General features: G+C 68.5%; 24 protein-coding genes and 1 pseudogene. 19 read left to right on the top strand and 6 right to left on the bottom strand.

Features of this window, described 5'->3' with window-relative positions; all coding sequences use genetic code 11:
• The first annotated feature begins 67 nt into the window (after positions 1–67).
• Positions 68–1,063 carry a tyrosine recombinase XerC gene (locus LOZ83_RS24815; RefSeq protein WP_236794022.1) on the top strand — a complete coding sequence of 332 codons (996 nt, stop codon included), beginning with the start codon at positions 68–70 and terminating at the stop codon, positions 1,061–1,063.
• A 947-nt stretch (positions 1,064–2,010) separates the two neighbouring features.
• Positions 2,011–2,787 carry a FliA/WhiG family RNA polymerase sigma factor gene (locus LOZ83_RS24810; protein WP_236794350.1) on the top strand — a complete coding sequence of 259 codons (777 nt, stop codon included), beginning with the start codon at positions 2,011–2,013 and terminating at the stop codon, positions 2,785–2,787.
• Positions 2,788–2,796: 9 nt separating this feature from the next.
• Here LOZ83_RS24810 and LOZ83_RS24805 read toward each other — a convergent pair whose 3' ends face one another.
• Positions 2,797–3,405 carry a M23 family metallopeptidase gene (locus LOZ83_RS24805; protein ID WP_374202715.1) on the bottom strand — a complete coding sequence of 203 codons (609 nt, stop codon included), beginning with the start codon at positions 3,403–3,405 and terminating at the stop codon, positions 2,797–2,799.
• Positions 3,406–4,102: 697 nt separating this feature from the next.
• Here LOZ83_RS24805 and rpsB point away from each other — a divergent pair.
• The 5 genes from rpsB to LOZ83_RS24780 all read left to right on the top strand — a co-directional run bounded on the left by rpsB (position 4,103) and on the right by LOZ83_RS24780 (position 8,177).
• On the top strand, positions 4,103–4,933 hold the full coding sequence (rpsB, locus tag LOZ83_RS24800; RefSeq protein WP_236794020.1) for a 30S ribosomal protein S2: 831 nt from the start codon (positions 4,103–4,105) through the stop codon (positions 4,931–4,933).
• 69 nt (positions 4,934–5,002) lie between these two features.
• Positions 5,003–5,821: a translation elongation factor Ts gene (gene tsf / locus LOZ83_RS24795; RefSeq protein WP_236794018.1), complete on the top strand. Its 819-nt coding sequence runs from the start codon at positions 5,003–5,005 to the stop codon at positions 5,819–5,821.
• Between the two features lie 109 nt (positions 5,822–5,930).
• Positions 5,931–6,677, top strand: coding sequence for a UMP kinase (pyrH, locus tag LOZ83_RS24790; protein WP_308190296.1), 747 nt, complete (start codon positions 5,931–5,933; stop codon positions 6,675–6,677).
• A 49-nt stretch (positions 6,678–6,726) separates the two neighbouring features.
• On the top strand, positions 6,727–7,284 hold the full coding sequence (gene frr, locus LOZ83_RS24785) for a ribosome recycling factor (protein WP_236794016.1): 558 nt from the start codon (positions 6,727–6,729) through the stop codon (positions 7,282–7,284).
• Positions 7,284–8,177 carry a phosphatidate cytidylyltransferase gene (locus LOZ83_RS24780; protein ID WP_236794014.1) on the top strand — a complete coding sequence of 298 codons (894 nt, stop codon included), beginning with the start codon at positions 7,284–7,286 and terminating at the stop codon, positions 8,175–8,177. The genes frr and LOZ83_RS24780 overlap by 1 nt, the downstream gene beginning before the upstream one ends.
• Here the strand turns inward: LOZ83_RS24780 and LOZ83_RS24775 are convergent.
• On the bottom strand, positions 8,174–9,019 hold the full coding sequence (locus LOZ83_RS24775; protein ID WP_236794012.1) for a VOC family protein: 846 nt from the start codon (positions 9,017–9,019) through the stop codon (positions 8,174–8,176). The two genes, LOZ83_RS24780 and LOZ83_RS24775, sit on opposite strands and share 4 nt — an antisense overlap.
• 82 nt (positions 9,020–9,101) lie before the next feature.
• Here LOZ83_RS24775 and LOZ83_RS24770 point away from each other — a divergent pair, with 82 nt between their 5' ends.
• Positions 9,102–9,920 carry a class I SAM-dependent methyltransferase gene (locus LOZ83_RS24770; RefSeq protein WP_236794010.1) on the top strand — a complete coding sequence of 273 codons (819 nt, stop codon included), beginning with the start codon at positions 9,102–9,104 and terminating at the stop codon, positions 9,918–9,920.
• On the opposite strand, the gene LOZ83_RS24765 is transcribed toward LOZ83_RS24770, so the two are convergent.
• Complete coding sequence (locus tag LOZ83_RS24765) at positions 9,875–10,483, bottom strand: PadR family transcriptional regulator (RefSeq protein WP_236794009.1); 609 nt, start codon at positions 10,481–10,483, stop codon at positions 9,875–9,877. The genes LOZ83_RS24770 and LOZ83_RS24765 overlap by 46 nt on opposite strands.
• Before the next feature lie 92 nt (positions 10,484–10,575).
• Here LOZ83_RS24765 and rlmN point away from each other — a divergent pair, with 92 nt between their 5' ends.
• Positions 10,576–11,682 carry a 23S rRNA (adenine(2503)-C(2))-methyltransferase RlmN gene (gene rlmN / locus LOZ83_RS24760; RefSeq protein ID WP_236794007.1) on the top strand — a complete coding sequence of 369 codons (1,107 nt, stop codon included), beginning with the start codon at positions 10,576–10,578 and terminating at the stop codon, positions 11,680–11,682.
• A 544-nt stretch (positions 11,683–12,226) separates the two neighbouring features.
• Here the strand turns inward: rlmN and LOZ83_RS24755 are convergent.
• Positions 12,227–12,526 carry a hypothetical protein gene (locus tag LOZ83_RS24755; protein ID WP_236794006.1) on the bottom strand — a complete coding sequence of 100 codons (300 nt, stop codon included), beginning with the start codon at positions 12,524–12,526 and terminating at the stop codon, positions 12,227–12,229.
• Positions 12,527–12,596: 70 nt separating this feature from the next.
• The gene (locus tag LOZ83_RS24750; RefSeq protein ID WP_236794004.1) at positions 12,597–13,661 is read right to left on the bottom strand and encodes a hypothetical protein; all 1,065 of its coding nucleotides are present in this window, start codon (positions 13,659–13,661) and stop codon (positions 12,597–12,599) included.
• 135 nt (positions 13,662–13,796) lie between these two features.
• Here LOZ83_RS24750 and LOZ83_RS24745 point away from each other — a divergent pair, with 135 nt between their 5' ends.
• The 6 genes and pseudogenes from LOZ83_RS24745 to LOZ83_RS24720 all read left to right on the top strand — a co-directional run bounded on the left by LOZ83_RS24745 (position 13,797) and on the right by LOZ83_RS24720 (position 19,146).
• Positions 13,797–14,570: a hypothetical protein gene (locus LOZ83_RS24745; RefSeq protein WP_236794002.1), complete on the top strand. Its 774-nt coding sequence runs from the start codon at positions 13,797–13,799 to the stop codon at positions 14,568–14,570.
• Positions 14,567–15,922: a 7-cyano-7-deazaguanine synthase gene (locus tag LOZ83_RS40505; protein WP_236794000.1), complete on the top strand. Its 1,356-nt coding sequence runs from the start codon at positions 14,567–14,569 to the stop codon at positions 15,920–15,922. Before LOZ83_RS24745 ends, LOZ83_RS40505 begins: the two co-directional genes overlap by 4 nt.
• Positions 15,923–15,936: 14 nt before the next feature.
• Positions 15,937–17,130 (top strand): ImmA/IrrE family metallo-endopeptidase, encoded by a 1,194-nt coding sequence (locus LOZ83_RS24735; protein WP_236793998.1) that lies wholly within the window; start codon positions 15,937–15,939, stop codon positions 17,128–17,130.
• Positions 17,131–17,133: 3 nt separating this feature from the next.
• The gene (locus tag LOZ83_RS24730; protein WP_236793996.1) at positions 17,134–17,667 is read left to right on the top strand and encodes a hypothetical protein; all 534 of its coding nucleotides are present in this window, start codon (positions 17,134–17,136) and stop codon (positions 17,665–17,667) included.
• Between the two features lie 161 nt (positions 17,668–17,828).
• Positions 17,829–18,401 (top strand): annotated as a pseudogene (locus LOZ83_RS24725) (radical SAM protein); the annotation flags it as partial.
• Between the two features lie 16 nt (positions 18,402–18,417).
• Positions 18,418–19,146, top strand: coding sequence for a DUF3592 domain-containing protein (locus tag LOZ83_RS24720; protein WP_236793994.1), 729 nt, complete (start codon positions 18,418–18,420; stop codon positions 19,144–19,146).
• On the opposite strand, the gene LOZ83_RS24715 is transcribed toward LOZ83_RS24720, so the two are convergent.
• Entirely contained in the window at positions 19,143–19,412 is a 270-nt protein-coding gene (locus LOZ83_RS24715; RefSeq protein ID WP_236793992.1) for a DUF2631 domain-containing protein, read from the bottom strand. The genes LOZ83_RS24720 and LOZ83_RS24715 overlap by 4 nt on opposite strands.
• 91 nt (positions 19,413–19,503) lie before the next feature.
• On the opposite strand from LOZ83_RS24715, the gene dxr reads away from it, so the two are divergent.
• From dxr to LOZ83_RS24695, 4 genes are all read left to right on the top strand, one after another.
• The gene (gene dxr / locus LOZ83_RS24710) at positions 19,504–20,712 is read left to right on the top strand and encodes a 1-deoxy-D-xylulose-5-phosphate reductoisomerase (RefSeq protein WP_236793989.1); all 1,209 of its coding nucleotides are present in this window, start codon (positions 19,504–19,506) and stop codon (positions 20,710–20,712) included.
• Between the two features lie 3 nt (positions 20,713–20,715).
• The gene (locus LOZ83_RS24705; RefSeq protein WP_236793987.1) at positions 20,716–21,939 is read left to right on the top strand and encodes an RIP metalloprotease; all 1,224 of its coding nucleotides are present in this window, start codon (positions 20,716–20,718) and stop codon (positions 21,937–21,939) included.
• 46 nt (positions 21,940–21,985) lie between these two features.
• The gene (gene ispG, locus LOZ83_RS24700) at positions 21,986–23,137 is read left to right on the top strand and encodes a flavodoxin-dependent (E)-4-hydroxy-3-methylbut-2-enyl-diphosphate synthase (protein ID WP_236793985.1); all 1,152 of its coding nucleotides are present in this window, start codon (positions 21,986–21,988) and stop codon (positions 23,135–23,137) included.
• A gap of 108 nt (positions 23,138–23,245) precedes the next feature.
• Positions 23,246–23,815, top strand: a complete 570-nt coding sequence (locus LOZ83_RS24695; protein ID WP_236793982.1) for a Uma2 family endonuclease — start codon at positions 23,246–23,248, stop codon at positions 23,813–23,815.
• Position 23,816 lies beyond the last annotated feature (1 nt).

The raw sequence follows: 23,816 nt of genomic DNA, 5'->3' as shown, positions 1-23,816 counted from the left end.
CTCTTAACTCCGTCGTGTGGCGGGTCGCGGAGCCTTCAGGCGACGGCGAGAAGGCGCGCGGGTAGCCATGGCGGCACGAAAGGACGACGAGAGCCGGATCGACCTCCGGCAGGTTCGGGATGCGCTGCCGGCGGCCGCGGCAGGGTTGCTGGACGACTTCGAGCGGCATCTGCGGCTGGAGCGGGGGCTGTCCGAGCACACGATCCGCGCCTACGTCGGTGACATTGTCTCGCTTCTCGGTTTCCTGCACCGTGACTACGGGGCCGACGACAATCGCGCCGCCCTGGCTGGGCTGGACGTGGTGGTGCTTCGCGCCTGGCTTGCCCACCAGCATGGCAGCGGCGCCAGCCGTACCACCCTGGCTCGCCGCTCGGCGGCCGCGCGGACCTTCACGGCCTGGGCGCGACGGCAGGGGGCGCTGGAGGTCGACCCGGGCGCGAGGTTGGTGTCACCGCGAACGCACCGCACCTTGCCCGCGGTGCTCCGGCCGGACGAGGCGGGCGAGGTGCTGCGGGCCTCGAATGCCGGTGCGGCCGAGTTGGACCCGGAAGGTCTGCGGGACAACGCTGTCCTGGAGTTGCTCTACGCGACTGGTGTCCGCGTGTCGGAGCTGTGTGGCCTGGACATCGGCGACGTGGACTTCGGCAGGCGGGTCGTGCGGGTCCTCGGCAAGGGCGGCAAGGAACGCGTCGTGCCGTTCGGCGTGCCGGCCGAACGCGCGTTGCGGTCGTGGTTGGCCGGCGGGCGTCCGGTGATCGTCGGGCAGGCCGGCAAGGTGAGCTCTTCCGCGCTGTTCCTGGGAGTTCGTGGCGGCCGGCTGGATCCGCGCGCCGTGCGGCGGGTGGTTCACGACGCCGTCGGCTCGGTGCCGGGCGCCGCTGACATGGGCCCGCACGGGCTGCGGCATACCGCGGCAACCCACCTGCTTGAGGGTGGGGCGGATCTTCGCAGCGTTCAGGAACTGCTCGGTCACGCTACGCTGGCCACGACGCAGCTCTACACTCACGTGACAGTCGAGCGGCTGAAGGCGATACATGACCGAGCCCACCCCCGCGCCCGATGACCTCGGGACCCGGCCGGGGCGGACCAGCGGGACCGCCCTCACCATCACCGACCAGACATGAGCCCGGAGACCGAACTGAGCCCGTTGCCGAGAGCGGCCGTCGCGTGAAGGCCGACCTGCGATTCACCGACACGAACCGTTCGGAAGCCCGCCCGAACGGCCAGGTCGGTGTACCCGCTGACGCCACTCGTTCAGCTCAGCGCCAGAGCGGTGTCCACCAGACCGACGAGGGTGCCGACGGGGCCGATCCGGCGGTCGCCAACGGTCGCACACATGCCGCTGACCCCAAGGCCGCACCCGCACCGACTACAGCGGACAGCGCCCCCGATCGCGGCGACATGCTCCCCAGCGGGCGCACGCCCACCGGGGACGTCACCCTCACCGGCCACGATGTCCCCGCCGGGGAGGCCACGCTCGTCCCAGACAACGCCGGGCCCGCCGAGGACAACGCGCGCGACAGGGACGTCACGCTCACTGGGGACTGCGCCGGGCTCGCCGAGGACGCCCCGCCCGGCCATGACCGTGCGCCCGCAGGACGCGACGAATGCAGCGGGGAGGCGCCGTTCGCGGGGCGCGTTGGCACGTCTGGCGCCGACAGTGCGCTCGGCGCGGACGACACATCCAGCGGTGAGGACGCCCTGCGCGTGAGTGGAGACCACGTGCCCGCAGCGGGCTCGACGCTCACCGCTGAGAGCGGTGGCTCGCCCAAGGGAGATCGCGGTCTTGCTGGGGATGCGGCTGTGATGGGGGCCGGGGTCGCGGGGCGTGGTGGCTCGCCCGGTGGTGGCAGTTTTGCTGAGGATGCGTCTGTGGCGGGGGCTGGGGTCGCTGAGCGCGATGGCTCGCCTAGCGGTGGTCGTGGTCTTGCTGGGGATGCGGCTGCGGCGAGGGCTGGGATCGCCGGCGGCGGTGGCTCGTCGAATGGCGAGCGGGGCCTTGCTGGGGGTGTGGCTGGCGGAGATGGCGCAGTCAACGAGGTGGACGCCGCCATCAACGCGCTTTGGCGGGAGTTTCAGGCGGGGCCGAACCAACGGTTGCGCGAGCGGCTGGTGCTGCACTACGCACCGCTGGTCAAGTACGTCGCCGGGCGGGTGGGGACCGGGTTGCCCACCCATGTCGACGTCGGTGACCTCGTTCAGTCTGGCATCTTCGGGCTGATCGACGCGATCGAGAAGTTCGATCTCGAGCGCGGCTGGCGGTTCGAGACCTACGCGATGCAGCGCATCCGTGGTGCGATCCTCGACGACCTCCGATCACAGGACTGGGTGCCCCGGGTAGTGCGCAGCCGGCTCCGGGAAGCCGAGCGTGCGCTGGAACGACTAGGCGCACGGTTGCACCGCACGCCGACCGACACCGAGCTGGCCGAGGAACTCGGCATCGGCGTTGACGAGTTGCGCGACCTGTACGGCCAGTTGCGGCTGACCAGCGTCGTCGCGCTCGAGGACCTTGTCGCGGCCGGGAAGGACAGCGGGTCCCTCGTCGACACGCTGCCCGACGACGACGCCGTGGACCCCGTCGCCGTGCTGGTCGACCGCGACAACCGGCGGCAGCTGGCCGAGGCCATCGCCCAGCTCACCGAGCGCGACCGGATCGTGGTCAGCCTCTACTACTTCGAGAGCCTCACCCTCGCGGAGATCGGCAAGGTCCTTGGTGTCACCGAATCGCGCGTCAGCCAGCTGCACACGCGGGCCGTGCTCCGGTTGCGGTCCCGGCTCACCGGGTAGCAGCAGCTACTAAGGCGGCGTCCAGGGCTTCAACCTGATCACCGACTCCGTGCGGATCAGCGCCAGCGGGTTCAAATACTCCTCACCCCGGCGGACGCCCCAGTGCAGGCAGGCGGCGACCGTACAGCCGGGATGGCCCGGGTTCACGGTGGCGATCGGTTGCCCGATGAACACCTGCGTGCCGATCGGCACCGTGGGACTGACCGGCTCGTACGTCGTGCGCAGGCCGCCGTCGTGGTCGACCGAAACCACGCCCTGGCCGGCCACCTGACCGGCGAACACCACGACACCTGTGCCCGCCGCGAGGACCTGCTGCCCCGGCGCGGCCGCGAGGTCGACACCGCGATGGCCCGGGCCGTATGGCGTCGCCGGCGGCTCGAACGGCCTGGTCACCTGCGGCACCGGCGACAGCGGCCAGGAGAACCGAGGCTCGATGGCCGCCGCCGTGGCAGCCTCCGTCGCTGGGACCGCTGGGACCGCTGGGACCGCTGGGACCGCTGGGACCGCTGGGACCGCTGGGACCGCTGGGACCGCTGGGACCGCTGGGACCGCTGGGACCGCTGGGACCGCTGGGACCGCTGGGACTAGGGGGACTGGAGGGACTGCTAGGACTGGCAGGACTGGCAGGACTGGCGGGGCTGGCGGGGTTGGCGGGACTGTCGAGGCCGCTGGGGCCGCTGGGGCCACGACCGGGGCAGTGGCGGCCTCCGCCGCCGGGATCGCCGGGATCGCCGGGGCTGCCGGGACCGTGACCGCGGCCGTGGCAGCCTTCGCCGCCGGGACTGCCGTGACCGCGGTAACCGCCGGGTTCGCCGGGGTGGCTGGGGCTGAGGGAGCCGCTGGGGCTGCGGGAGCCGCCGTGGCGATCCCCGCCGCTGGGGCGGCCGGGGCGACGACGGCGAACAGCACCACCACCCCCGCCAGCAGCGGGAGGCTCGAACGCGGGATCAGGGCCATGTCTCCACCCTTGCGGACCAGGCGGGGGCGTGGGGAAACAGAACGGGATTCTGTGGACAACCGAGGGGCATGTGGACAACCTGCGGGTTTCGCCTTGCCCGTGGTGAACGTGCGCCCGCCCCGGCGTACACTGTCTGGGCGGCCTGTCCAGCACAGGTCGACTTCGCGTGTACGTACATGCCCCACCATTCAAAGATCGGCCGGTGGGACGCGTGGCGCCCGGGCGGTCCCCGTCTCGACGGGGTCCGGGCACCGGTACGGCACCAGGGCTGACGGCCGCCCGGCCGGCAGCGACAAACCGACCATGCGGGCCGGCGAAACCCGGCGCGCTCCAGACAGAAGAGGTGCGAATCCGGCCATGGCCGTCGTCACCATGAAACAGCTGCTCGACTCCGGTGTGCACTTCGGGCACCAGACGCGGCGCTGGAACCCGAAGATGAAGCGCTACATCCTCACCGAGCGCAACGGCATCTACATCATCGACCTGCAGCAGACGCTGACCTACATCGACCGCGCCTTCGAGTTCATCAAGGAAACGGTCGCGCACGGCGGCACGATCATGTTCGTGGGCACGAAGAAGCAGGCGCAGGAAGCGATCGCCAGCGAGGCGCAGCGCGTGGGCATGCCCTACGTGAACCAGCGCTGGCTCGGCGGCATGCTCACCAACTTCCAGACCGTGCACAAGCGTCTCCAGCGGCTCAAGGAGCTCGAGTCGCAGGAGCAGACCGGCGGTTTCCAGGGCCTCACCAAGCGCGAGATCCTCACGCTCACCCGTGAGAAGGACAAGCTGGAGAAGACCCTCGGCGGTATCCGCGACATGGCGAAGGTGCCGTCCGCCGTCTGGATCGTGGACACCAAGAAGGAGCACATCGCCGTCGGCGAGGCGCGCAAGCTCAACATCCCCGTGGTCGCGGTGCTCGACACCAACTGCGACCCGGACGAGGTGGACTACCCGATCCCGGGCAACGACGACGCGATCCGGTCCGCCGCCCTGCTGACCAAGGTCGTCGCCGAGGCGGCGGCCGCCGGCCTGCTGGCCCGGTCGGGCCGTAACGGCTCCGCCCCCGAGGGCCAGGACAAGCCGGAGCCCGGTGTGGCCTCGGACGAGCCGCTGGCCGAGTGGGAGAAGGAGCTCCTGGCCGGCAGCGAAGGCGAGCAGCAGCCCGCCGAGCAGACCACCTCTTCCTGATCCAAGCTCCCCCTGTGCGGCCGCTCGCCGGCGGCCGCACAGGAACCCGAGACTTCAGAAGGAAACACGATGGCGAACTACACCGCGGCGGACGTGAAGCGTCTCCGCGAGCTCACCGGCTCCGGCATGATGGACTGCAAGAAGGCCCTCGAGGAGAACGACGGCGACTTCGACAAGGCGGTAGAGTTCCTGCGCATCAAGGGTGCGAAGGACGTCGGCAAGCGTGCCGAGCGGGCGACCGCCGAGGGCCTGGTAGCCGGTGACGGCGGCGTGCTGATCGAGCTCAACTCCGAGACCGACTTCGTCGCCAAGAACGAGCAGTTCCAGGAGCTGGCCGACAAGGTCGTGGCGGCGGCCAAGGCCACCCGCACCGACGACGTCGAAAAGTTGAACGCGGCGCAGGTCGACGGCGGCCGGACCGTCAACGACGCCGTGCAGGAGCTGGCCGCGAAGATCGGCGAGAAGCTGGTCCTGCGCCGGGTCGTCGCGTTCGACGGCACGGTCGAGACCTACCTGCACCGCCGTGGCGCCGGCCTCCCGCCGGCTGTCGGCGTGCTCGTCGAGTACACCGGTGACAGCGCCGAGGCGGCCCGCGGTGCGGCGCTGCAGATCGCCGCGCTCAAGCCGAAGTACCTGACCCGCGACCAGGTGCCGGCGGAGCTTGTCGAGAACGAGCGCCGCATCGCCGAGGAGACCGCGCGGGCCGAGGGCAAGCCGGAGCAGGCGCTGCCGAAGATCATCGACGGGAAGGTCAACGCCTTCTACAAGGACACCGTGCTGCTGGAGCAGCCCTCGGTGACCGACAACAAGAAGACCGTGAAGCAGCTGCTGGACGCGGCGGGCGTGACCGTTACCCGGTTCGCTCGCTTCGAGGTGGGCCAGCAGTAGGCTCTGGCGGCCGACGCGTATCGTGCCCCGTCTCCGGTGACATCGGGGACGGGGCACGATGGTGAGTGAGCACTGACGGGCGAAGCGGTACCCAGCGGAGGTGAGGGGCGTGACGGACGAACGAGCCGACGGCGGCTATCGGCGGGTATTGCTGAAACTGGGCGGGGAGATGCTCGGCGGCGGGTCGCTCGGTGTCGACCCCGACGTCGTGCACTCGGTGGCCGTGCAGATCGCGGATGTGGTCCGCACCGGCGTGCAGATGGCGGTGGTCATCGGCGGCGGTAATTATTTCCGCGGCGCGGAACTGTCCCAGCGAGGTATGGACCGCGACCGTGCCGACTACATGGCGATGCTGGGAACCGTCATGAACTGCATCGCGATGCAGGATTTCCTGGAGAAAGAGGGCGTGCCCACCCGGGTGCAGAGCGCGATCACGATGGGTCAGGTCGCCGAGCCCTACATCCCGCGCCGCGCCGAGCGGCACCTGGAGAAGGGCCGCGTGGTCATCTTCGCGGCCGGCGTCGGGATGCCGTACTTCTCCACCGACACCGCCGCCGCACAGCGCGCTCTGGAGATCGGGTGCGAGGCCGTGCTCATGGCGAAGGCCGTGGACGGTGTGTTCACAGCCGATCCCAAGATCGACCCGGGCGCCAAGATGTTCGAGGAGATCACCCACCGCGAGGTCCTGGAGCGCGGGCTCAAGGTCGCCGACGCGACGGCGTTCAGCCTCTGCATGGACAACAACATGCCGATCATCGTGTTCAACCTGCTGACCGAGGGAAACATCGCGCGGGCGGTGCGCGGTGAGAGGATCGGGACACTGGTGAGCACCCCCACCGGCGGGCCGGACGCCTAGTCCTGGTGGGATTACCGGAGACAACGAGAGCACAAAAACGGGAGTAGCCGTGATCGACGAGACCCTCCTCGACGCCGAGGAGAAGATGGATAAAGCGGTGTCCTTCGCGAAGGAGGATCTGTCGTCGGTGCGGACAGGTCGAGCCAGCGCCTCGATGTTCTCTCGCGTGGTCGTCGAGGCGTACGGCTCGACGATGCCGCTGAACCAGGTCGCCAGCGTCAACATTCCCGAGGCGCGGATGGTGATCGTCAAGCCGTACGACCAGGGACAGCTGGGCGCCATCGAGAAGGCGATCCGCGACTCCGATCTCGGTGTGAACCCCAGCAACGACGGCCAGATCATCCGCATCGTCATCCCGCAGCTGACCGAGGAGCGGCGCCGCGAGATGGTCAAGATGGCCAAGGGCAAGGGTGAGGACGCCAAGGTGCACATCCGCGGGGTGCGCCGCAAGGCCAAGGAAGAGCTCGACCGGATCGCCAAGGAGGGCGAGGCCGGCGAGGACGAGGTGGCCAGGGCGGAGAAAGAGCTGCAGAACCTCACCGACAGCTACGTCGCTCAGGTCGAGGAGATCGTCAAACACAAGGAATCCGAGCTACTCGAGGTCTGATGGCCCAGGTGAGTGAAGAACGGGAGAGGGCGCCGATGTCTTCTCCGGAGCCGGGGGAACCTCCCCAACCGGCGAAGAAACCGTCGAGGGCCGGGCGTGATCTCCCGGCGGCGATCGGCGTCGCGCTCCTGCTGGGGGCGGCGATCCTCGTTTCGTTGCTCACCGTGCGGTACCTGTTCATCGGGGTCATCGCGGCCGCGATGGCGGTCGGCACGATCGAGTTCGCCCAGGCCGTGCGCCGGGCGGCGAACATCAGGCTGGCCCTGATCCCGCTGCTGGTCGGCGGTCAGGCGATGATCTGGCTGACCTGGCCGTTCGGGCTCGAAGGCGCGTTGATCGCGTTCGCGCTCACCGTGCTGGCCTGCCTGCTCTGGCGGATGCCGGGTGGTGCGGCGGGTTATCTGCGGGACACCTCGACGTCCGTTTTCGTGGCGGCCTACATTCCGCTCTTCGCGTCGTTCGCCGCCATGCTCGTCCCGCCCGCGGACGGTGTCGGGCGGGTGCTGACTTTCATGATCAGCGTGGTCGCCTCCGACACCGGCGGCTACGCGGCGGGGGTGCTCAAGGGCAAGCACCCGATGGCGCCATCGATCAGCCCGAAGAAGACGTGGGAAGGCTTCACCGGCTCGCTGGTGGCGGGGATCGCCGCCGGTGCGCTGTCGGTGCACTACCTGCTCCACGGCCAGTTCTGGCAGGGTGTGCTGTTCGGTCTGGCGATCGTGCTCACCGCGACGCTCGGCGATCTGGTCGAGTCGCTCATCAAGCGTGACCTCGGGGTCAAGGACATGGGCACGATGCTGCCCGGCCACGGTGGGCTGATGGACCGCCTGGACTCGATGCTGCCCTCGGCCGTCGTGTCGTGGGTACTGCTGTCGGCGTTCGTCGGCGGCTAGTCGTCGTACGGGTCGTCGACCTCGGCGCGGCCGTAGTCCTCCAGGATCTGGCTGCGGTCGATCACCGAGAACACCCCGCCACCCGGGTCGGCGATGACCGAGATCCGGCCCCACGGCGAGTCGTAGGGCTCGACGATGACGCGTCCGCCCAGCATGATCGCGTGCCCGGCCGTCGCGTCGGTGCCGCGGGCGGGGTCGACGTCGAAGTAGACCATCCAGTGCGGCAGCGTTTCCGCCGGGTACTCGGGGCCCATCACATAGCGGTACAGGACCGGCTGCTGGTCGAGGATCCACTCGACGTAGTCCACGCCGCGGCTGTCCCCGATCTGCCGTGACGAGTAGTTGAACAGGCGGCAGAAGAACCCGTCGGCGGCGTCGCCGTAGTGCGTGTTGAGGTCCGCGTTGGCGAACGTGCCGGGCGCGCCGGTCAGGAAGTCCCAGGTCGGCGTGGGTTGCCAGAAGACGGCGGGCGCCCCGGCCGGGTCGGTGACGTGCACGATGCTGCCCCGCTCCGGGATTTCGACCGGCTCGAGGGTCACGGTGCCGCCGAGGTGTTCGGTCCATTCGGCCGCGTTCGCGACGCTGTGCACCGAGATGTTGACCATCCAGAGGCTGGGTTGCCCGGCGGCCGCCCGGTAGATCCCGGCGACGTCCCGCGCGCCGAGCGACGCGATCAGGTAGCGGCCGTTGGCGGTGGCGGGATCCCGGTTGAGGTGGAAGTTCCAGCCGAACAGGCCCGTGTAGAACCGCTGCGCGGCGTCTTCGTCGGGGGTGGCCAGTTCGACCCAGCACGGCATACCCGAGGGGAGTATCGATTGGCTGGCCCTCGGATCGGCTGTCATGGCGTGCCCTCCTTGCCCCCGGGCGTTCGAGTCTACGGGCCGTGACAAGATTTTTTCGTGCTGTAGTCCGTATGCTGCGGTTATGTGGAGAGCCGCCCGTCGCGGGCTGAAAGCGCTTGCCCGCGACGGCGGCGTGGTGCCCAGCCCGAACATCTGGTACTTCCCCGACGTCTATGAGCTGGAGAATCGCGCGCAGGACGTCGACGGCGAGATCTGGCGGGTACTGGGCGAGGAAGCCCCGTGGGCCGGCCGCGATGTGCTCGACGTCGGCTGTGGGGACGGTTTCCACCTGCCGAAGTTCGCGGCGGACGCGCGCACGGTGATGGGTGTCGAGCCGCACGAACCGTTGGTGCGCAAGGCAACGAATCGGCTCGACGGGCTCGCGAACGTACGGGTGCTCGCCGGCTCGGCGCAGCGGATCCCGGTTCCGGACGCGAGTGTCGACGTCGTGCACGCGCGTACCGCGTATTTCTTCGGCCCCGGTTGTGAACCCGGGCTGCGCGAAGCCGACCGGATCCTCCGGCCGGGCGGCGCGCTCGTGATCGTCGACCTGGACGCCACCGCCGAACCGTACGGCCGGTGGATGCGCGCGGACCTGCCGCACTACGACCCGCCGGCCGTCGAGAACTTCTTTGCCCGCAAAGGGTTTCGCCACCGCCGCGTCGATACGCGCTGGCGGTTTCGCACCCGGGCGGAGCTGGAGTCGGTGCTGAAGATCGAGTTCAGCCCGGAGATCGCGGCACGCGCGATCGAAGATGTGTTACGTGTCAACGCTTTCGGCGAAGACGGGTACACGGTGCCGGTGGGGTATCGCGTGCATGTCCGCGAGAAGCCCACCGGCCTCGTGCTGCCCGGTCACTCGTCGTCTTCCTCGGAGTCGATCTCGCCGAGGATGCTGTAGAGCGACCGCCGTGCCTCGTTGAGGACGGTGACGGCGCGCCTCTTCTGTTCCGGCGTGCCGGCCTGTGAGACCTGGATCGCCGCGGCGGCCAGCGTGGCGCCGGCCTTGCGGAGGTCGATCTCGGTCGGGTCGACGTCGTGCGCGATCTGCTCCCACGGCGGGGCGCCGTCCTGCCGCTCGGCGGCGGCACGGCCCTCGTCGGTGAGTTCGAACAGCTTCTTGCCGCCTTCGTCGCGGCTCGTGACCAGACCTTCGTCGGCCAGCAACTGCAGCGTCGGGTACACGGAGCCCGGACTCGGGCGCCAGAAGCCGCTGCTGCGCTCGGCGATCTCGCTGATGATCTCGTAGCCGTGGCGCGGCTGCTCGGCCAGCAGGGTCAGGATCGCCGCGCGGACGTCACCGCGCCGGCCGCGACGACCGCCGCGGTGGTGACCACGGCCTTGCCCGCGGAACGGGCCGCCGGGACCCCAGCCAGGGGGGAAGTCGCCGAAGCCGCGGGGCCACGGGCCGAACGCGCCGCGGCCTTCAGGACCAGGACCAGGAAAAGGTGGACGGTATCTCATGTCGGTCTCCTTTCGACTTGTTCCGACATGTTCACGATATATCGGAAACAGTCGGCACGCAACTGTGCAGGTCATGGCACACTGGAACGGCTATGACTGCCCTTCCCCTGGTCTTCGACGCGCCCAAGCGCGGGCTGCCGCCACGGCATCTCGCGGACCTCACCGTGTCCGAACGCGCCGAGGCCGTCGCCGACCTCGGTGAGAAGCCCTTCCGCGCCAAGCAGTTGTCGAACCACTACTTCTCGCGGCTGACGGTGGACGCCGACGCGATGACCGACATCCCGGCCGCGTCACGCGATCGGCTGGTCGGCGAGCTGATGCCGCCGCTGCTGACCGAGGTGCGGGCGCTGGAGGCCGACGAGGGCACGACGCGCAAGACGCTGTGGCGGGCGCACGACGGGACGCTGCTGGAGAGCGTGCTGATGCGCTATCCGGACCGGGCGACGCTGTGCATCTCCAGCCAGGCCGGGTGCGGGATGGCGTGCCCGTTCTGCGCGACCGGGCAGGGTGGTCTGGACCGCAACCTGTCGACCGCGGAGATCGTCGACCAGGTGCGCTCCGCCGCGGCGGTGATGCGCGACGGTCTCATGCCGGGCGGGCCGGGGCGGTTGTCGAACATCGTGTTCATGGGTATGGGGGAACCTCTAGCGAATTTTCGGCGCGTTATATCGGCGATATATCGGATTGTTGATCCGGCTCCTGCTGGCCTCGGTATTTCCCAGCGGTCAGTGACGGTGTCGACGGTGGGGTTGGCGCCGGCGATCCGGAAGTTGGCGGATGAGGGTCTTCAGGTGCGGTTGGCGGTGTCGTTGCATACGCCGGACGATGAGCTGCGGGACACGCTGGTGCCGGTGAACAACCGCTGGCCTGTGGACGATGTGCTGTCTGCCGCTCGGTATTACGCGGATACGTCGGGTCGGCGGGTGTCGATCGAGTACGCGTTGATCCGGGACATCAACGACCAGCCGTGGCGGGCTGAGCTTCTATCCAAACGTCTTCGGAAACACCTCGGCCAGCTTGTGCACGTGAACGTGATTCCGTTGAATCCGACGCCGGGGTCGAAGTGGGATGCGTCGCCGAAGCCGGTGGAGCGCGAGTTTGTGCGTCTGGTGAACGCGGGCGGGGTGGCGTGCACGGTGCGGGACACGCGCGGGCAGGAGATCGCCGCGGCCTGTGGGCAGCTCGCCGCGGAGGGGTAGCTCTCAGGACGTCGGCGTGCAGTTGGCGGCCCTTGAAGTGCGCTCAGCGGTATGTGTGGATGTTCGGCAACGCGGGGAGCCGTCGGATCGTCGGCGTGGTGCGCCGCTCGTGGCGGGCCGGACACTACGAGCGGGTACGCGAGGCTCGGGTCCTGACCCGGGTGCTGGGCCGGCGGCGGGTGGAGATCACTGACCGGGCCGGGGTCGGAATGGTGGTGTCGCTGGATGCGCTGGACCCGGCGGCCTGGTGTCGCTACGGCACCACTGGGCACGTTCAGAGCGACGCGGCGGCGGGTCACGCGGCTGGGGTGGTGACTCGGCGGGGGTGGCGACCGGTCGGCCGCATGCAGAATTCGTTGCCGTCCGGATCCGCCAGTACGACGGTGCCGTTGTTAGGGCGTCGAGCCGAGCGGCGCCGAGGGAGATCAGCGCGTCGACCGTCACCCGCTGGTCGCCGGCCGCCGGGGGCAAGCGTTCAGACGCTCGAGCAGCGCGGTGACCGCGGCAGCCGAACCAGGCCACGCGCGGCTCACATGCGCAAAAGCTATTCGTCAGCCGCGGCTGACCCGGAGTCCGGTCGCCGCGACGGGACCGGCTTGCGTTCCTGTTGGAGCTGGTCAAGCACGGCGAGCGCATGCTCGCGTTCCTTCGGGCCTTTGGCAGTGAGCGCGGCCTTGCGAACGGCGCGACGGTCGCACGCCAACATCCACCGGTCGACCGCGTTGGCCAGGCGGTCGGCATTCTTCACGACAAGCCCGATCCCCGTGATCACCAGCGCGATCGCGAGCGCCCACCCGGCGGGCTGGGCGGCGTCGATCAGTGCTCGCAGGACACTCCCGGGCATCGGGAACGTCTCCTTGCCGCTCGATTCGGGGAAGCGTCTGGCCACTGGACGTGGACCTTCCGGGCGGTACTCATCGCGACACCCGACGCCAGCGCTCGTAGTCCTCGACGACCTGCTCCAGCCGCCGCACCGCCTGGGCTGCGTGCGCGTCGAGGCCGGTAGGGAAGTTGCGCGCCTCCTCCAGGACCGCCTGGACGGCCGCGACGAGGTCCGCATCAGAAATCCGATTCTCTCCGGCCGCGGGCGCGCTCTGGGCCTGCGCGTGGGCCGCCCGGAGAGCGACCTGCTGGAACGCGCCACCGACCGCGTCGTTCCCGACCGCCGCATGCACTACCTGAGTGAGGGCCTGACGGAGGGGGGTTTGCCCGTTACCGAACAGCAGATCCATCACCTCGTTGGTCACCCGCACCCGTCGCTCGGTCCCGTCGGCCAGCCGGACCTGGACCGAGTAGAAGGAGACGTCTTGGTCGCGGCGGCCAATGCGGACCCGCAGCACCTGGCCCGCGAACCTGTTGTCCTGCGGGTTGGCCGGGTTGAACGGCAGCATCGCGGTGACGAACTCGCCGGGGACATCGTCACCTGGCGGCCACCACCGGTCGTCCTCCGACTGGAAGGCGAACACGGCGTCCACTGCGGACTGGTTGCTGGTGGGCTTGGTCTGCTGCGCGCGGACGGTGACGATCGGGCCGCCAGACGACCATTGGCGGAACACTGTTTCGCGAGGTAAGCCGATGCGGTCGCCGATCTGGGTCCAGGGCAGGTGCGCGTCCTGGCACTCCTCGACAGCCGACCGCAAGGCCCAGGCCAGCTGCGGTTGCGCTTCGGCGAGGATCTGCGCTCGCTTGATCGGATCCGTTGCGGTGCAGGCCATCTTGATCATTTCCACAGCATTCGTCGCCAGCGAGTCTGTCGTCACTCGCCGGGGGGAGGGAGGCATCTTCATCACCATCATCAAGTAGGTCATCACTCTCAATACCTCGATGAGACTACACGGTGGATGCCCACTCACGCACGCTTGTGCGTGATGTTTCATCACGCGCATTCCGAGGGTCGGGTCACGTTGCCGGCCGGCCGCAAGACGGCGGGGTCTCAGTATCAAAGGATCCACCGCAAACTGGAGGACGACGGCGACCATGGTGGTCAGCCTGATGATCAGCCCGGGCTTGCGTCATCGCTGCCACCGGGTCTCCTTGTCCGCCTTCGGCTGATCTGCGCCGCCAGTGACGTGATCACGGAGTCACCGTTCGTGCTTGCCTGACTGTCGACGACGGTGACGGTGTTCTGGTTTCCCGTGGCGATGAAGTGTGCGGCCGCATCGGCGGCCTGTCTGCTCGGTGTCGGGTCGGTGGCGGGCGTCGCGGCGAGCAACTCGCCGATCGGTTGGGCTTTACATATTGACATGCTCCAATTGATGATGCCTACTATCGATGTCAATAAGTCATGGGAGGTGGCCATGCCGGACGGCGACTACATCGCTTGGCACGCTGCCGCGAAGTGGCGGAAGCTGGCCAACCTGATGCGTTCGGGCGTTTCGGCGGTCGAGATCGAAGACGCCGCTGCCTCGGCGGCGGCGAAAACCATCCGCTCCATAGGCGGCTTGCCCGACTTCACCACCGTTGCTCAGCGAGTTTGTGCTGCCGTGGCGGGGAACGAGGACTCCGCCTGGACCGGGCGAAGCTCGACCGGGAACGGGTTGATGGACCAGCTCGTCGACGCGTCAGTCGACGCTTTGGCGGCGAAGCTGCAGCGCTCGATGCGCCTGGTCTCGCCGGACCAAGCCGCTTTGCTGCTCGCGCGCCAGATCATCGGCCGGGTCGTGGTGGCAGGGGTGGATCACGCTGTCCCGACGCTGGTTGGCGAGGGGCATTTCACCGCGGGGGAGTTGCAGACCGCGATGCGGCAGATGATTGACTCGACTCCCATGAAGGACCTTGCTGTCCGCTGGGTGGCGCACCCCACAGGCGCCGGACTCCAGGCCCCGAAACGCAGAACCGCTGCGAAGCCGATGGACGTGCTGCTCGGCACCGCGTTGGACGAACTGTGACTGGCCGCGAGGCGGTCTCACGGACCGTGGTGTCTTTCCGTGCCGCCGGTGATCTGTCGGAACGGCGCATCGCGTTCGGCGTCGACGCTCGTCTGGATGGCAGGGGAGTGTCCGATGTGCTGGCGAATCAGCTGGAGTCGCTGGCCGCCGATCTGCTCGAGGTCGCGGCGGCGATCTACGCGGCCGACCGGTGCGTGCTGCGTCCGAGCTACCCGGGCTTCGGACGCGGGCATCACTGGGCGCGCGAGATCAGCGTGTCCATTCCGGTGCGGGAGCCCGATCGCTGGGCCGTAATACATCCAGACCTTATCCGTCTGCTCGAGTGGTTGACAGACGACAACTGGTCCGTCGCGTTCACCGCCGCTGAGAGGCCCGCTTTCTCAGGTGGCCAGGGCTACCTGATCAGCACGCTTCCCGACGAGATCGAACCCGCGCTGTTCTCCGGTGGACTGGATTCCTCCGCTGGTCTCGCCCTCCACGCCGGATCTCATGCACTGCTTCCCGTCAGCGTCCAGACGAACCCGCATATGACGGCAGTGCAGGATAGGGTGCTCGACGGCCTTCGTGCGATGTCCCGAACGCCGTTGCCGGCTGTCCGCTTCCGGGTCAATCTGAACCGGAGTCTGACCGGGACACCGGGCATCAAGCAGGAATCGTCGCAACGGTCGAGGGGTTTTCTTTTCCTTGCGGCGGGGATCGCGGTCGCTTTGACCATGGGCAAGCGTCATCTCTGGTTCTTCGAGAACGGGGTGGGCGCGGTCAACCTTCCGTACCTCCGGTCGCAGATCGGCTCGCAGGCCACCAGGTCGGCACATCCCCGGACCGTGCACGAGGTGGCGCGCCTGGTGGGCAAGCTCGCCGGCGTTGAGTTCCGTATCTCGACTCCGCTGCTGGGGATGACCAAGGCCGAGGTGATCTCGGCCGTAGCCGCCGAATACGAACACGTCATGGCGGAGAGCGTCTCTTGCGATACAGGGTTTGCCAGCCGGATCGCCGGGCACCCGCCGTGCGGCGTGTGTACCTCCTGCTTGTTGCGGTTGCAAGCAGTCCTGGCCTCCCGGTACCCGGCGATCGACCGGGCCAAGGAGTTCCGGAAAGCTCCTGACCGCCAGACCCCCGAACTCGCGGCCATGCTTTGGCAGGCGTCCAGAATGGAGCGCAGAATCGCCGAGGAGGACCCGTGGGCCGGGCTCGTGGAGGAATTTCCCGAGATCCTGCACGCCTCCGGGTTCTTGCCCGCAGAGGACTTGGTGCGGTTGTTCCGAGCCTATGTCCTCGAGTGGCCGCAGCTACTCACCTCGGCGGGGCTCGTGGTCGGTGACTGGTTCAGTGAGCAGGTTCGAGCGTCTTGACGACAGGAAACATGATGGATCAGGCGGAACCGGATCAGGCGCTGGCGGCGCGAATCCGGGGGGCTCGAGAATCGGCGAAGCTCACCCAGGCCGAGGCGGCCGTCGAACTTGGCGTCAGCAGGCCGACTCTCATCGCCATCGAGAAGGGCACCCGGTCGGTCAGTCCAGGCGAGCTGGTCAAGCTTGCTGGTGTCTACCGTCGGGATGTCGCGACCTTGCTGCGCCCGACACAACCTCCGGCATCCATCCGCGCCAAGTTCCGGACCGCGTTCACGAATCGCTCCGACCACGGCCGGCAACTCGAGGCGGCGGTGGAGGAACTCGAGTCGCTGGCCGACAATTATCTGGACTTGCTGCGCCGATCGGGTTCGACCCCGCCGGGCCGGCAACCTGCGAGCCGGGTGCTGGACTACCTGCCGCCGGATCGGGCAGGTGAGGACCTCGCGTTGGAGGAGCGCAACAGGCTGGGGCTCGGTGACGGTCCGATCCAGCAGTTGCGCGAGATGCTGGAGGTCGAGGTCGGGCTCCGGATATTCTTCCTGAATCTGCCGTCGAAGATCGCGGGGTTGTTCATCTACGTCGCTCCCTTGGGCGGGTGCGTCGGCGTCAACCGGAATCACCCCCACGAACGGCGGCGATGGACGATGGCGCACGAATACGCGCACTATCTCTCCTCTCGAGACCGCAGCGAAGTCACGCAGATCGGAGCCGGTGGGCGTGCGCCCGACACAGAACGGTTCGCCGAAGCCTTCGCCGCCAACTTCCTGATGCCCCGTAGTGGTATTGCGCGCCGCTTGCATGAACTGAGCCGTGATAGCGGCGGCAAGCCGACACCGGCGACGTTGGTCCAGCTCGCCCATGTTTACCGTGTTTCGGTACAGGCAGTCTGCCTCAGGCTGGAAGATCTGGGGCTGGTCCGTCCCGGCACCTGGGACCTTCTCAAGGATCACAACTTCCAGCCGCGAGTGGCAGCCGAACGGCTGCGCTTGGCGAGCATCCGCGACAGTGGTGCCCAGCTGCCCTACCACTACCGGACCATCGCCACGCAGCTCTACGTCGACGGCGATATCACCGAAACGCAGTTCGCCCGCTATCTCGGCACCGACATCGTGAGCGCACGGGAGGAATTCCAGCGCCTGACTTCCACTGCGGATGTGGGCGACGACGGCCAGATGCAGGTACTCGAACTTCTCGACGGCGTGGAGTGAGTAGTGCCGCAGACCTCGCTCATGCTTGACGCGTGCATCGCCATCAACCTCGCTGCCACCGGGCGCTCGCGGGACCTGGAACAGGCTCTGCAGCTCAAGTTCCTCATGGCCGTTGAGGCGGCGAGGGAATGCGGGTCGATCGACCTCACGGGCGAGCGGTTGGTCGTGTGTCGCAACGCGGATGACGGAGGCCAGGCTTTTGTAGCCGGAGTCCTCTCGCTGCTGGATTCCGAGCTAGCCATGTACGTAAAGCTCGCTGCCGACATCGACGACGGAGAAGCAGCGACAACGGCCATCGCGCATGCGCGTTCTGTGGCAATTGCCACGGACGACCGGAAGGCTTGTCGAGTGATCACCGGCCTCGGTCTGCCATCGCCGGTCAGTACGTCTTCTTTGCTCCACGATTTTGAAAGCGTCGCTGGATTGTCGCCCGCCGAGGTCGGTGAAACCCTGCGGCGGGTGCGGGACAAGGCCAGGTATGTGCCGCGCCGCACCGACGCGCTCTTCAGCTGGTGGGAGGACCGGATCCAGCGATAGCAGACGCGGACCAAGGGCAAGGACCGAGCGACAGATCCGTGAACCGCTTCAAAGTGTCTTCAGGGGCAGACGAGTGAGAGTCGTGGAAGTTTGTCGCCTGTGGCTGGTTGTGTCATGTCCGTTGACCTGCGAAAATGCGTTCAGTGGATGGTTGTAAAAGGGTGGGTATGGGGGAGCCGCTCGCGAACTACCAGCGAGTGGTGGCGGCGGTGCGGCGGATCACCGATCCCGCGCCTTCCGGTCTGGGGATTTCGCAGCGTTCGGTGACGGTGTCAACGGTGGGACTGGCGCCGGCGATCCGCAAGCTGGCGGACGAGAAGATGCAGGTGCGGCTGGCGGTTTCGCTGCACACGCCCGACGACGAACTGCGCGACACACTGGTGCCGGTGAACAACCGCTGGTCGGTCGACGAGGTTCTCTCGGCAGCTCGGTACTACGCCGACACCTCCAGGCGGCGGGTGTCGATCGAGTACGCGCTGATCCGCGATGTGAACGACCAGCCGTGGCGGGCGGACCTGCTGGCCAAGCGGCTGCGCAAGCATCTGGGCCAGTTGGTGCACGTGAACGTGATCCCGCTGAACCCGACGCCCGGCTCCCAGTGGGACGCCGCCCCGAAGCCGGTGGAGCGCGAGTTCGTCCGGCGCGTCAACGCCGGGGGTGTGGCCTGCACGGTGCGGGACACGCGTGGGCAGGAGATCGCCGCCGCCTGCGGTCAGCTCGCCGCGGAAGGCTGAGACGACCGCCGCCGGCGTGGATCTGGACGCGCAGATCCCGCACCTCCGCGTCCTTGGCCGGCGCACGGCGGGATTCGCCGCGGGCTGGCTGATCGTCGCGGCCGCGGCGGTGGCCGGGTTGGTCCTGATGTCGCAGGCCGCGCAGCACCTGTTGGCGACGGGAACCCGGGTGACGGGCGTCGTGCTGCGGGAATACGTGTACGGCAAGAGTTCCCGGGCGATCGACGTGCGTTATCCGGTGCTCGGTGAGGCGCGCACAGCCCGTGTCGTGCTGAGCGACGATCGCACGCTCGAACCGGGGCGGCAGGTGGTCGTGATCTACGACCCGGCGGATCCCGGCCGGGTGCGTACTCCCGAGGACAGCAACGAAAGCACTGGGCTGCAAGGGTTGTGCATCGTCGCGATCATCGTCGCGAGCCTGCTGGGCCTGATCGCCGCGATGTTGAGCGTCGGCTGGTTCCGGCGATACCGGGCGGTACGGCGCACGGGCTGGCAAGCCGTGACGGTGACCAGGTCGCTGGTGGCGCAGCGAAGCACGGAACTCACGGTTTACGTGCCGGGCCGCGAAGATCTGAACGTCGTGGCTCCCAAGACGATCCACCGCGTGCCGTGGTCGGTGCGCTCCCGGCCGAAGCCCGCGTGGCTCGGTGGCGACGGGGGCATGCTCGTGCTGCTGTTCCGCGTCGACGACAGGTTACGTGCCGTGCAGGCCCGGCCGCGCGGCGGCAGGCACCAGCGGGACTAGCGGCGCCAGGCCGTGCGGCGCTTCTTGATGTCGACGAGCAGCGCGATCGCGATGCCGAGGGCGATGCCCACCAGCCACACGTTCTCGGTGTTGTTCTCGTGGTTGTTGTAGACCATCGCGAGCAGCGCGATGACGGTGGCCCAGCCCGCGACGCGGGACGCCCGGGGGAAGCTGCCGTGCCAGCCCCACTCGGCCGAAGGCTCGTCACGCGGGTCCACCTTCGCCGGCTGGGACTGCTGCCGCTTGACGACCGCCTTGCTCGCCACGATCACTCCTCGAGAGCCTTCTTTTACCTGCGTACCGATAATCCCACATGCGCTCGCGCGCCGCGCCAGCCGGTTCGGGACAATGAAGGTGATGAACACGACCCGCACCGTCCTCGTGCTCGGTTCGACCGGCTCGATCGGCACCCAGGCACTGGACGTCGCCGCCCGTAACACGGACCTGTTCCGCATCGCCGGGATCGCCGCCGGCGGCGCCGACCCGGCCGCACTGGCCGCGCAGGCGCTCGCCCACCACGTGGACGCCGTCGCGATCACGCGGGCGACTGCGGCCGAAGACCTGCAGCTCGCGCTGTACGCGGAAGCCCAGAAGCGCGGCTACGCCCAGGGCGAGTTCAAGCTGCCGAGGATCTTCGCGGGCGCGGACGCGGTCGTCGAGCTGATCGGCGCCGTGCCCGTCGACGTCGTGCTCAACGGGATGCCCGGATCGCAGGGGCTCGAACCGACCCTGCGCGCGCTCGAGACCGGCGCGATGCTCGCCCTGGCGAACAAGGAGTCCCTGATCGCCGGTGGCCCGCTGGTGCTCAAGGCGGCGAAGCCGGGCCAGCTGGTGCCGGTCGACTCCGAGCATTCCGCGATGGCACAGGCCCTGCGCGGCGGGCGGGCCGAGGAGGTCGACCGGCTCGTGCTCACCGCGTCCGGCGGGCCCTTCCGCGGCCGTCGCCGGGAAGAACTGGAGTTCGTCTCCGTCGAGGACGCGCTCAAGCATCCGACCTGGTCGATGGGCCCGCTGGTCACGATCAACTCCGCGACCCTGGTCAACAAGGGCCTCGAGCTGATCGAGGCGAAGCTGCTGTTCGGCGTGCCGTGCGACCGGATCGACGTGGTGGTGCACCCGCAGTCGATCGTGCACTCGATGGTCACCTTCACCGACGGCTCGACGCTGGCCCAGGCCAGCCCGCCCGACATGCGGTTGCCCATCTCGCTCGCGCTGAACTGGCCGGACCGCGTCCCGGCCGCGGCCGCCGCGTGCCGCTGGGACGAGCCCGCGGCATGGACGTTCGAACCACTGGACGGCACGGCGTTCCCCGCTGTCGAGCTGGCGCGGCACGTGGGCACCGTGGGCGGCTGCCTCCCGGCGATCTTCAACGCGGCCAACGAGGTGATGGTGGCGGCTTTCCTCGCCCAGAACGCCCGCTTCACGTCCATCGTGGACACTGTTGAGAGGGTGGTTCAGGCGGCCGGCGAGTGGCAGCGCGAACCGCGTGACCTGGAGGACGTATTCGCCGCGGAGCAGTGGGCGCGCGCCCGCGCCGCTGCGCTGAACTCAACCGAGAGGAAGTAGGGCTTGCTCGCCTACGTTTTCGGCGTCGTGCTCTTCGCGCTGGGCATCTGCCTGTCCGTCGCGCTGCACGAGGCGGGCCACATGGTCACCGCCAAAGCCTTCGGGATGAAGGTCCGGCGCTACTTCATCGGCTTCGGGCCCAAGGTGTTCTCCTTCCGCCGCGGCGAGACCGAGTACGGCCTGAAGTGGATCCCGCTCGGCGGGTTCTGCGACATCGCCGGCATGACCGCGCTTGACGAGGTGGCCCCGGACGAGGCGCCGCGCGCGATGTGGCGGTACAAGACCTGGAAGCGGACCGTGGTGCTGGCCGCCGGGTCGGTGACACACTTCATCCTCGGGTTCGTCGTGCTCTACCTGATGGCCACCACGATGGGCCTGCCGAACCTCGCGGGCACGCCGCAGATCGCCGGGGTCCAGGACTGTGTGCGCAACGCCCAGACCGACGAGGAATTCGCCAACCCGCAGTGCCAGCCCGGGGACCCTGCGCCGGCCAAGCAGGGCGGACTGCTGCCCGGCGACACGGTCGTCTCCATCAACGGCAAGAGCACCCCGACCTACGCCGACGTCACGGCGGCCGTCCAGCCCCTGTCCGGGCCGGTGTCCTTCCAGGTCGAGCGCGACGGGAAGACGGTCCCGCTGACCATCGACGTCGTCCAGGTCGACCGCCCGGTCCCCGACGCCAGCAACCCCCAGGGGCCCGAGCAGGTCATCAAGGTCGGTTCCCTCGGTGTCGGCTTCGCCCGGAACTTCAGCTACAACCCGGTCAGCGCGTTCGGCGGCGCGGGTGCCTTCACCGCGGACATGTTCGGGCAGACCTGGAACCGGCTGCTGGAGTTCCCCGAGCGCATCCCGGCCGTGGTGCGCGCGATCTTCGGCGGCGAGCGCGACCCGAACACCCCGGTCAGCGTCGTCGGCGCGAGCCGGATCGGTGGCGAGGCCGTGCAGTCGGGCCTGTGGTCGCTGTTCCTGCTGCTGCTGGCCAGCCTGAACTTCTTCGTGGGCGTGTTCAACCTGCTGCCGCTGCTGCCACTCGACGGCGGGCACATCGCGGTGACCTGGTACGAACGGGTCCGCGACTGGGTGCTCAAGCTGCGTGGCAAGGCCGCGGGCGGGCCGGTCGACTACACGAAACTGTCCGCGATCACGATGGTGCTCGTCTTCCTCGGCGGGGCGGTAACCCTGCTCACCGTGACGGCGGACATCGTCAACCCGATCAGGCTGCAGTAGGTAGGCTGGGCACGTACGCATCCCTTCGGCAGTCGCAGAGGATTCGATGAGCGTCGCGCTTGGTATGCCTGCTCTTCCGCCGCCCGTACTCGCGGACCGTCGTCCCACCCGTCAGCTGCAGGTTGGTGCGGTCGGGGTCGGCAGCGATCATCCGGTCTCCGTGCAGTCGATGACCACCACCCTGACCGCGGACGTCAACGCCACGCTGCAGCAGATCGCGGAGCTGACCGCGGCCGGCTGCGACATCGTGCGGGTCGCCTGCCCGTCGGCCGATGACGCCGAGGCACTGCCGGCGATCGCGAAGAAGTCGCAGATCCCGGTCATCGCCGACATCCACTTCCAGCCCAAGTATGTGTTCGCCGCGATCGAGGCCGGTTGTGCCGCGGTCCGGGTGAACCCGGGCAACATCAAGAAGTTCGACGACAAGGTCAAGGAGATCGCGCAGGCCGCGAAGGATCACGGCACGCCGATCCGGATCGGCGTCAACGCCGGTTCGCTCGACCCCCGCCTGCTGAAGAAGTACGGCAAGGCCACCCCGGAGGCGCTCGCGGAGTCGGCCATGTGGGAGGCCTCGCTGTTCGCCGAGCACGACTTCCACGACATCAAGATCTCGGTCAAGCACAACGACCCGGTCGTCATGGTGCGGGCCTACGAGCTGCTCGCCGAGCAGTGCGACTACCCGCTGCACCTCGGTGTGACCGAGGCGGGCCCGGCGTTCCAGGGCACGATCAAGTCGGCCGTCGCGTTCGGCGCGCTGCTGCGCCAGGGCATCGGCGACACGATCCGGGTGTCGCTGTCCGCGCCGCCGGTCGAAGAGGTCAAGGTCGGCACGCAGATCCTGCAGTCGCTGAACCTGCGGCCGCGCAAGCTGGAGATCGTGTCGTGCCCGTCGTGCGGGCGCGCGCAGGTCGATGTGTACAAGCTGGCGGACGAGGTCACCGCGGGTCTGGAGGGCATGGAGGTGCCGCTGCGGGTCGCCGTGATGGGCTGCGTCGTCAACGGCCCCGGCGAGGCGCGCGAGGCGGACCTCGGCGTGGCCAGCGGCAACGGCAAGGGCCAGATCTTCGTCCGGGGCGAGGTCATCAAGACGGTGCCCGAGCACCAGATCGTGGAGACCCTGATCGAAGAGGCGATGCGCATCGCGGAGGAGGCCGGGGACACCGAAGGCTCGGGCGAGCCGGTGGTGACCGTCGGCTGAGCTGTCAGCGGGCTGATCACGGCTGGTTAGGGTTGTTTCCGCTGAGGCGTTGGGTGCGCCTTTGCCGCTATCCTTAGCTGGAGCCGAGCGCAGGGAACGGGGTGGGCCATGAGTACCGCAGTCGTCGGTACCTCGCTGAGCTGGGACTACCTTCTGGATACCTGGCGAGAACTGGATGTCCCCGAGGGATGGCGGCCGGAGCTGACCGTCGAGGGGATCCACATGACGCCGCCCCCAGGGGGACCGCACAACCTGATCGCCGACCTCGTGCACCGGGCGCTGATCGGCGGCTGCCCGGACGACTGCGGGATCTTCCAGACGCAGGGTGTGGGCATCAGGCAGATCGGGGGCATCTACGTGCCCGACTTCTGCGTCGCGCCCCGGGCGGCCATCCCGCACAACTCCGATCCCGTGCCCGCCGAGCATGTGCTGCTCGCGGTCGAGATCACCTCGAAGAGCACGGCCCGGCACGACCGGGCGAAGAAGAAATGGGCCTACGCGCACGGTTCCATCCCGCGTTACCTGCTGATCGACCAGCTCGATGATGAAGGCCCGGCGGTCACGCTGTTCGTCGAGCCGATCGACGGGGTCTACAGCAAGACCATCCGGGTCCCGTTCGGCATGCCGATCGAGATCGGCGAACCCTTCGGCATCGAGCTGGACACCTCCCGGTTCTGAG

The organism is Amycolatopsis sp. GM8 (assembly GCF_021653975.1).
GTDB lineage: Bacteria > Actinomycetota > Actinomycetes > Mycobacteriales > Pseudonocardiaceae > Amycolatopsis_E.
This window is presented reverse-complemented; position numbering and strand designations above follow the sequence as displayed.

What these genes read in the sequence shown, in the direction of transcription:
- rlmN (WP_236794007.1), top strand. Translation starts at nt 10,576, where the DNA reads ATGACTGCCCTTCCCCTGGTCTTCGACGCGCCCAAGCGCGGGCTGCCG.
- LOZ83_RS24695 (WP_236793982.1), top strand. Translation starts at nt 23,246, where the DNA reads ATGAGTACCGCAGTCGTCGGTACCTCGCTGAGCTGGGACTACCTTCTG.
- LOZ83_RS24735 (WP_236793998.1), top strand. Translation starts at nt 15,937, where the DNA reads ATGGATCAGGCGGAACCGGATCAGGCGCTGGCGGCGCGAATCCGGGGG.
- dxr (WP_236793989.1), top strand. Translation starts at nt 19,504, where the DNA reads ATGAACACGACCCGCACCGTCCTCGTGCTCGGTTCGACCGGCTCGATC.
- LOZ83_RS24755 (WP_236794006.1), bottom strand. Translation starts at nt 12,526, where the DNA reads ATGCCCGGGAGTGTCCTGCGAGCACTGATCGACGCCGCCCAGCCCGCC.
- LOZ83_RS24765 (WP_236794009.1), bottom strand. Translation starts at nt 10,483, where the DNA reads ATGAGATACCGTCCACCTTTTCCTGGTCCTGGTCCTGAAGGCCGCGGC.
- LOZ83_RS24750 (WP_236794004.1), bottom strand. Translation starts at nt 13,661, where the DNA reads ATGGTCGCCGTCGTCCTCCAGTTTGCGGTGGATCCTTTGATACTGAGA.
- ispG (WP_236793985.1), top strand. Translation starts at nt 21,986, where the DNA reads ATGAGCGTCGCGCTTGGTATGCCTGCTCTTCCGCCGCCCGTACTCGCG.
- tsf (WP_236794018.1), top strand. Translation starts at nt 5,003, where the DNA reads ATGGCGAACTACACCGCGGCGGACGTGAAGCGTCTCCGCGAGCTCACC.
- LOZ83_RS24815 (WP_236794022.1), top strand. Translation starts at nt 68, where the DNA reads ATGGCGGCACGAAAGGACGACGAGAGCCGGATCGACCTCCGGCAGGTT.
- rpsB (WP_236794020.1), top strand. Translation starts at nt 4,103, where the DNA reads ATGGCCGTCGTCACCATGAAACAGCTGCTCGACTCCGGTGTGCACTTC.
- LOZ83_RS24775 (WP_236794012.1), bottom strand. Translation starts at nt 9,019, where the DNA reads ATGACAGCCGATCCGAGGGCCAGCCAATCGATACTCCCCTCGGGTATG.
- LOZ83_RS24770 (WP_236794010.1), top strand. Translation starts at nt 9,102, where the DNA reads ATGTGGAGAGCCGCCCGTCGCGGGCTGAAAGCGCTTGCCCGCGACGGC.
- LOZ83_RS24780 (WP_236794014.1), top strand. Translation starts at nt 7,284, where the DNA reads ATGGCCCAGGTGAGTGAAGAACGGGAGAGGGCGCCGATGTCTTCTCCG.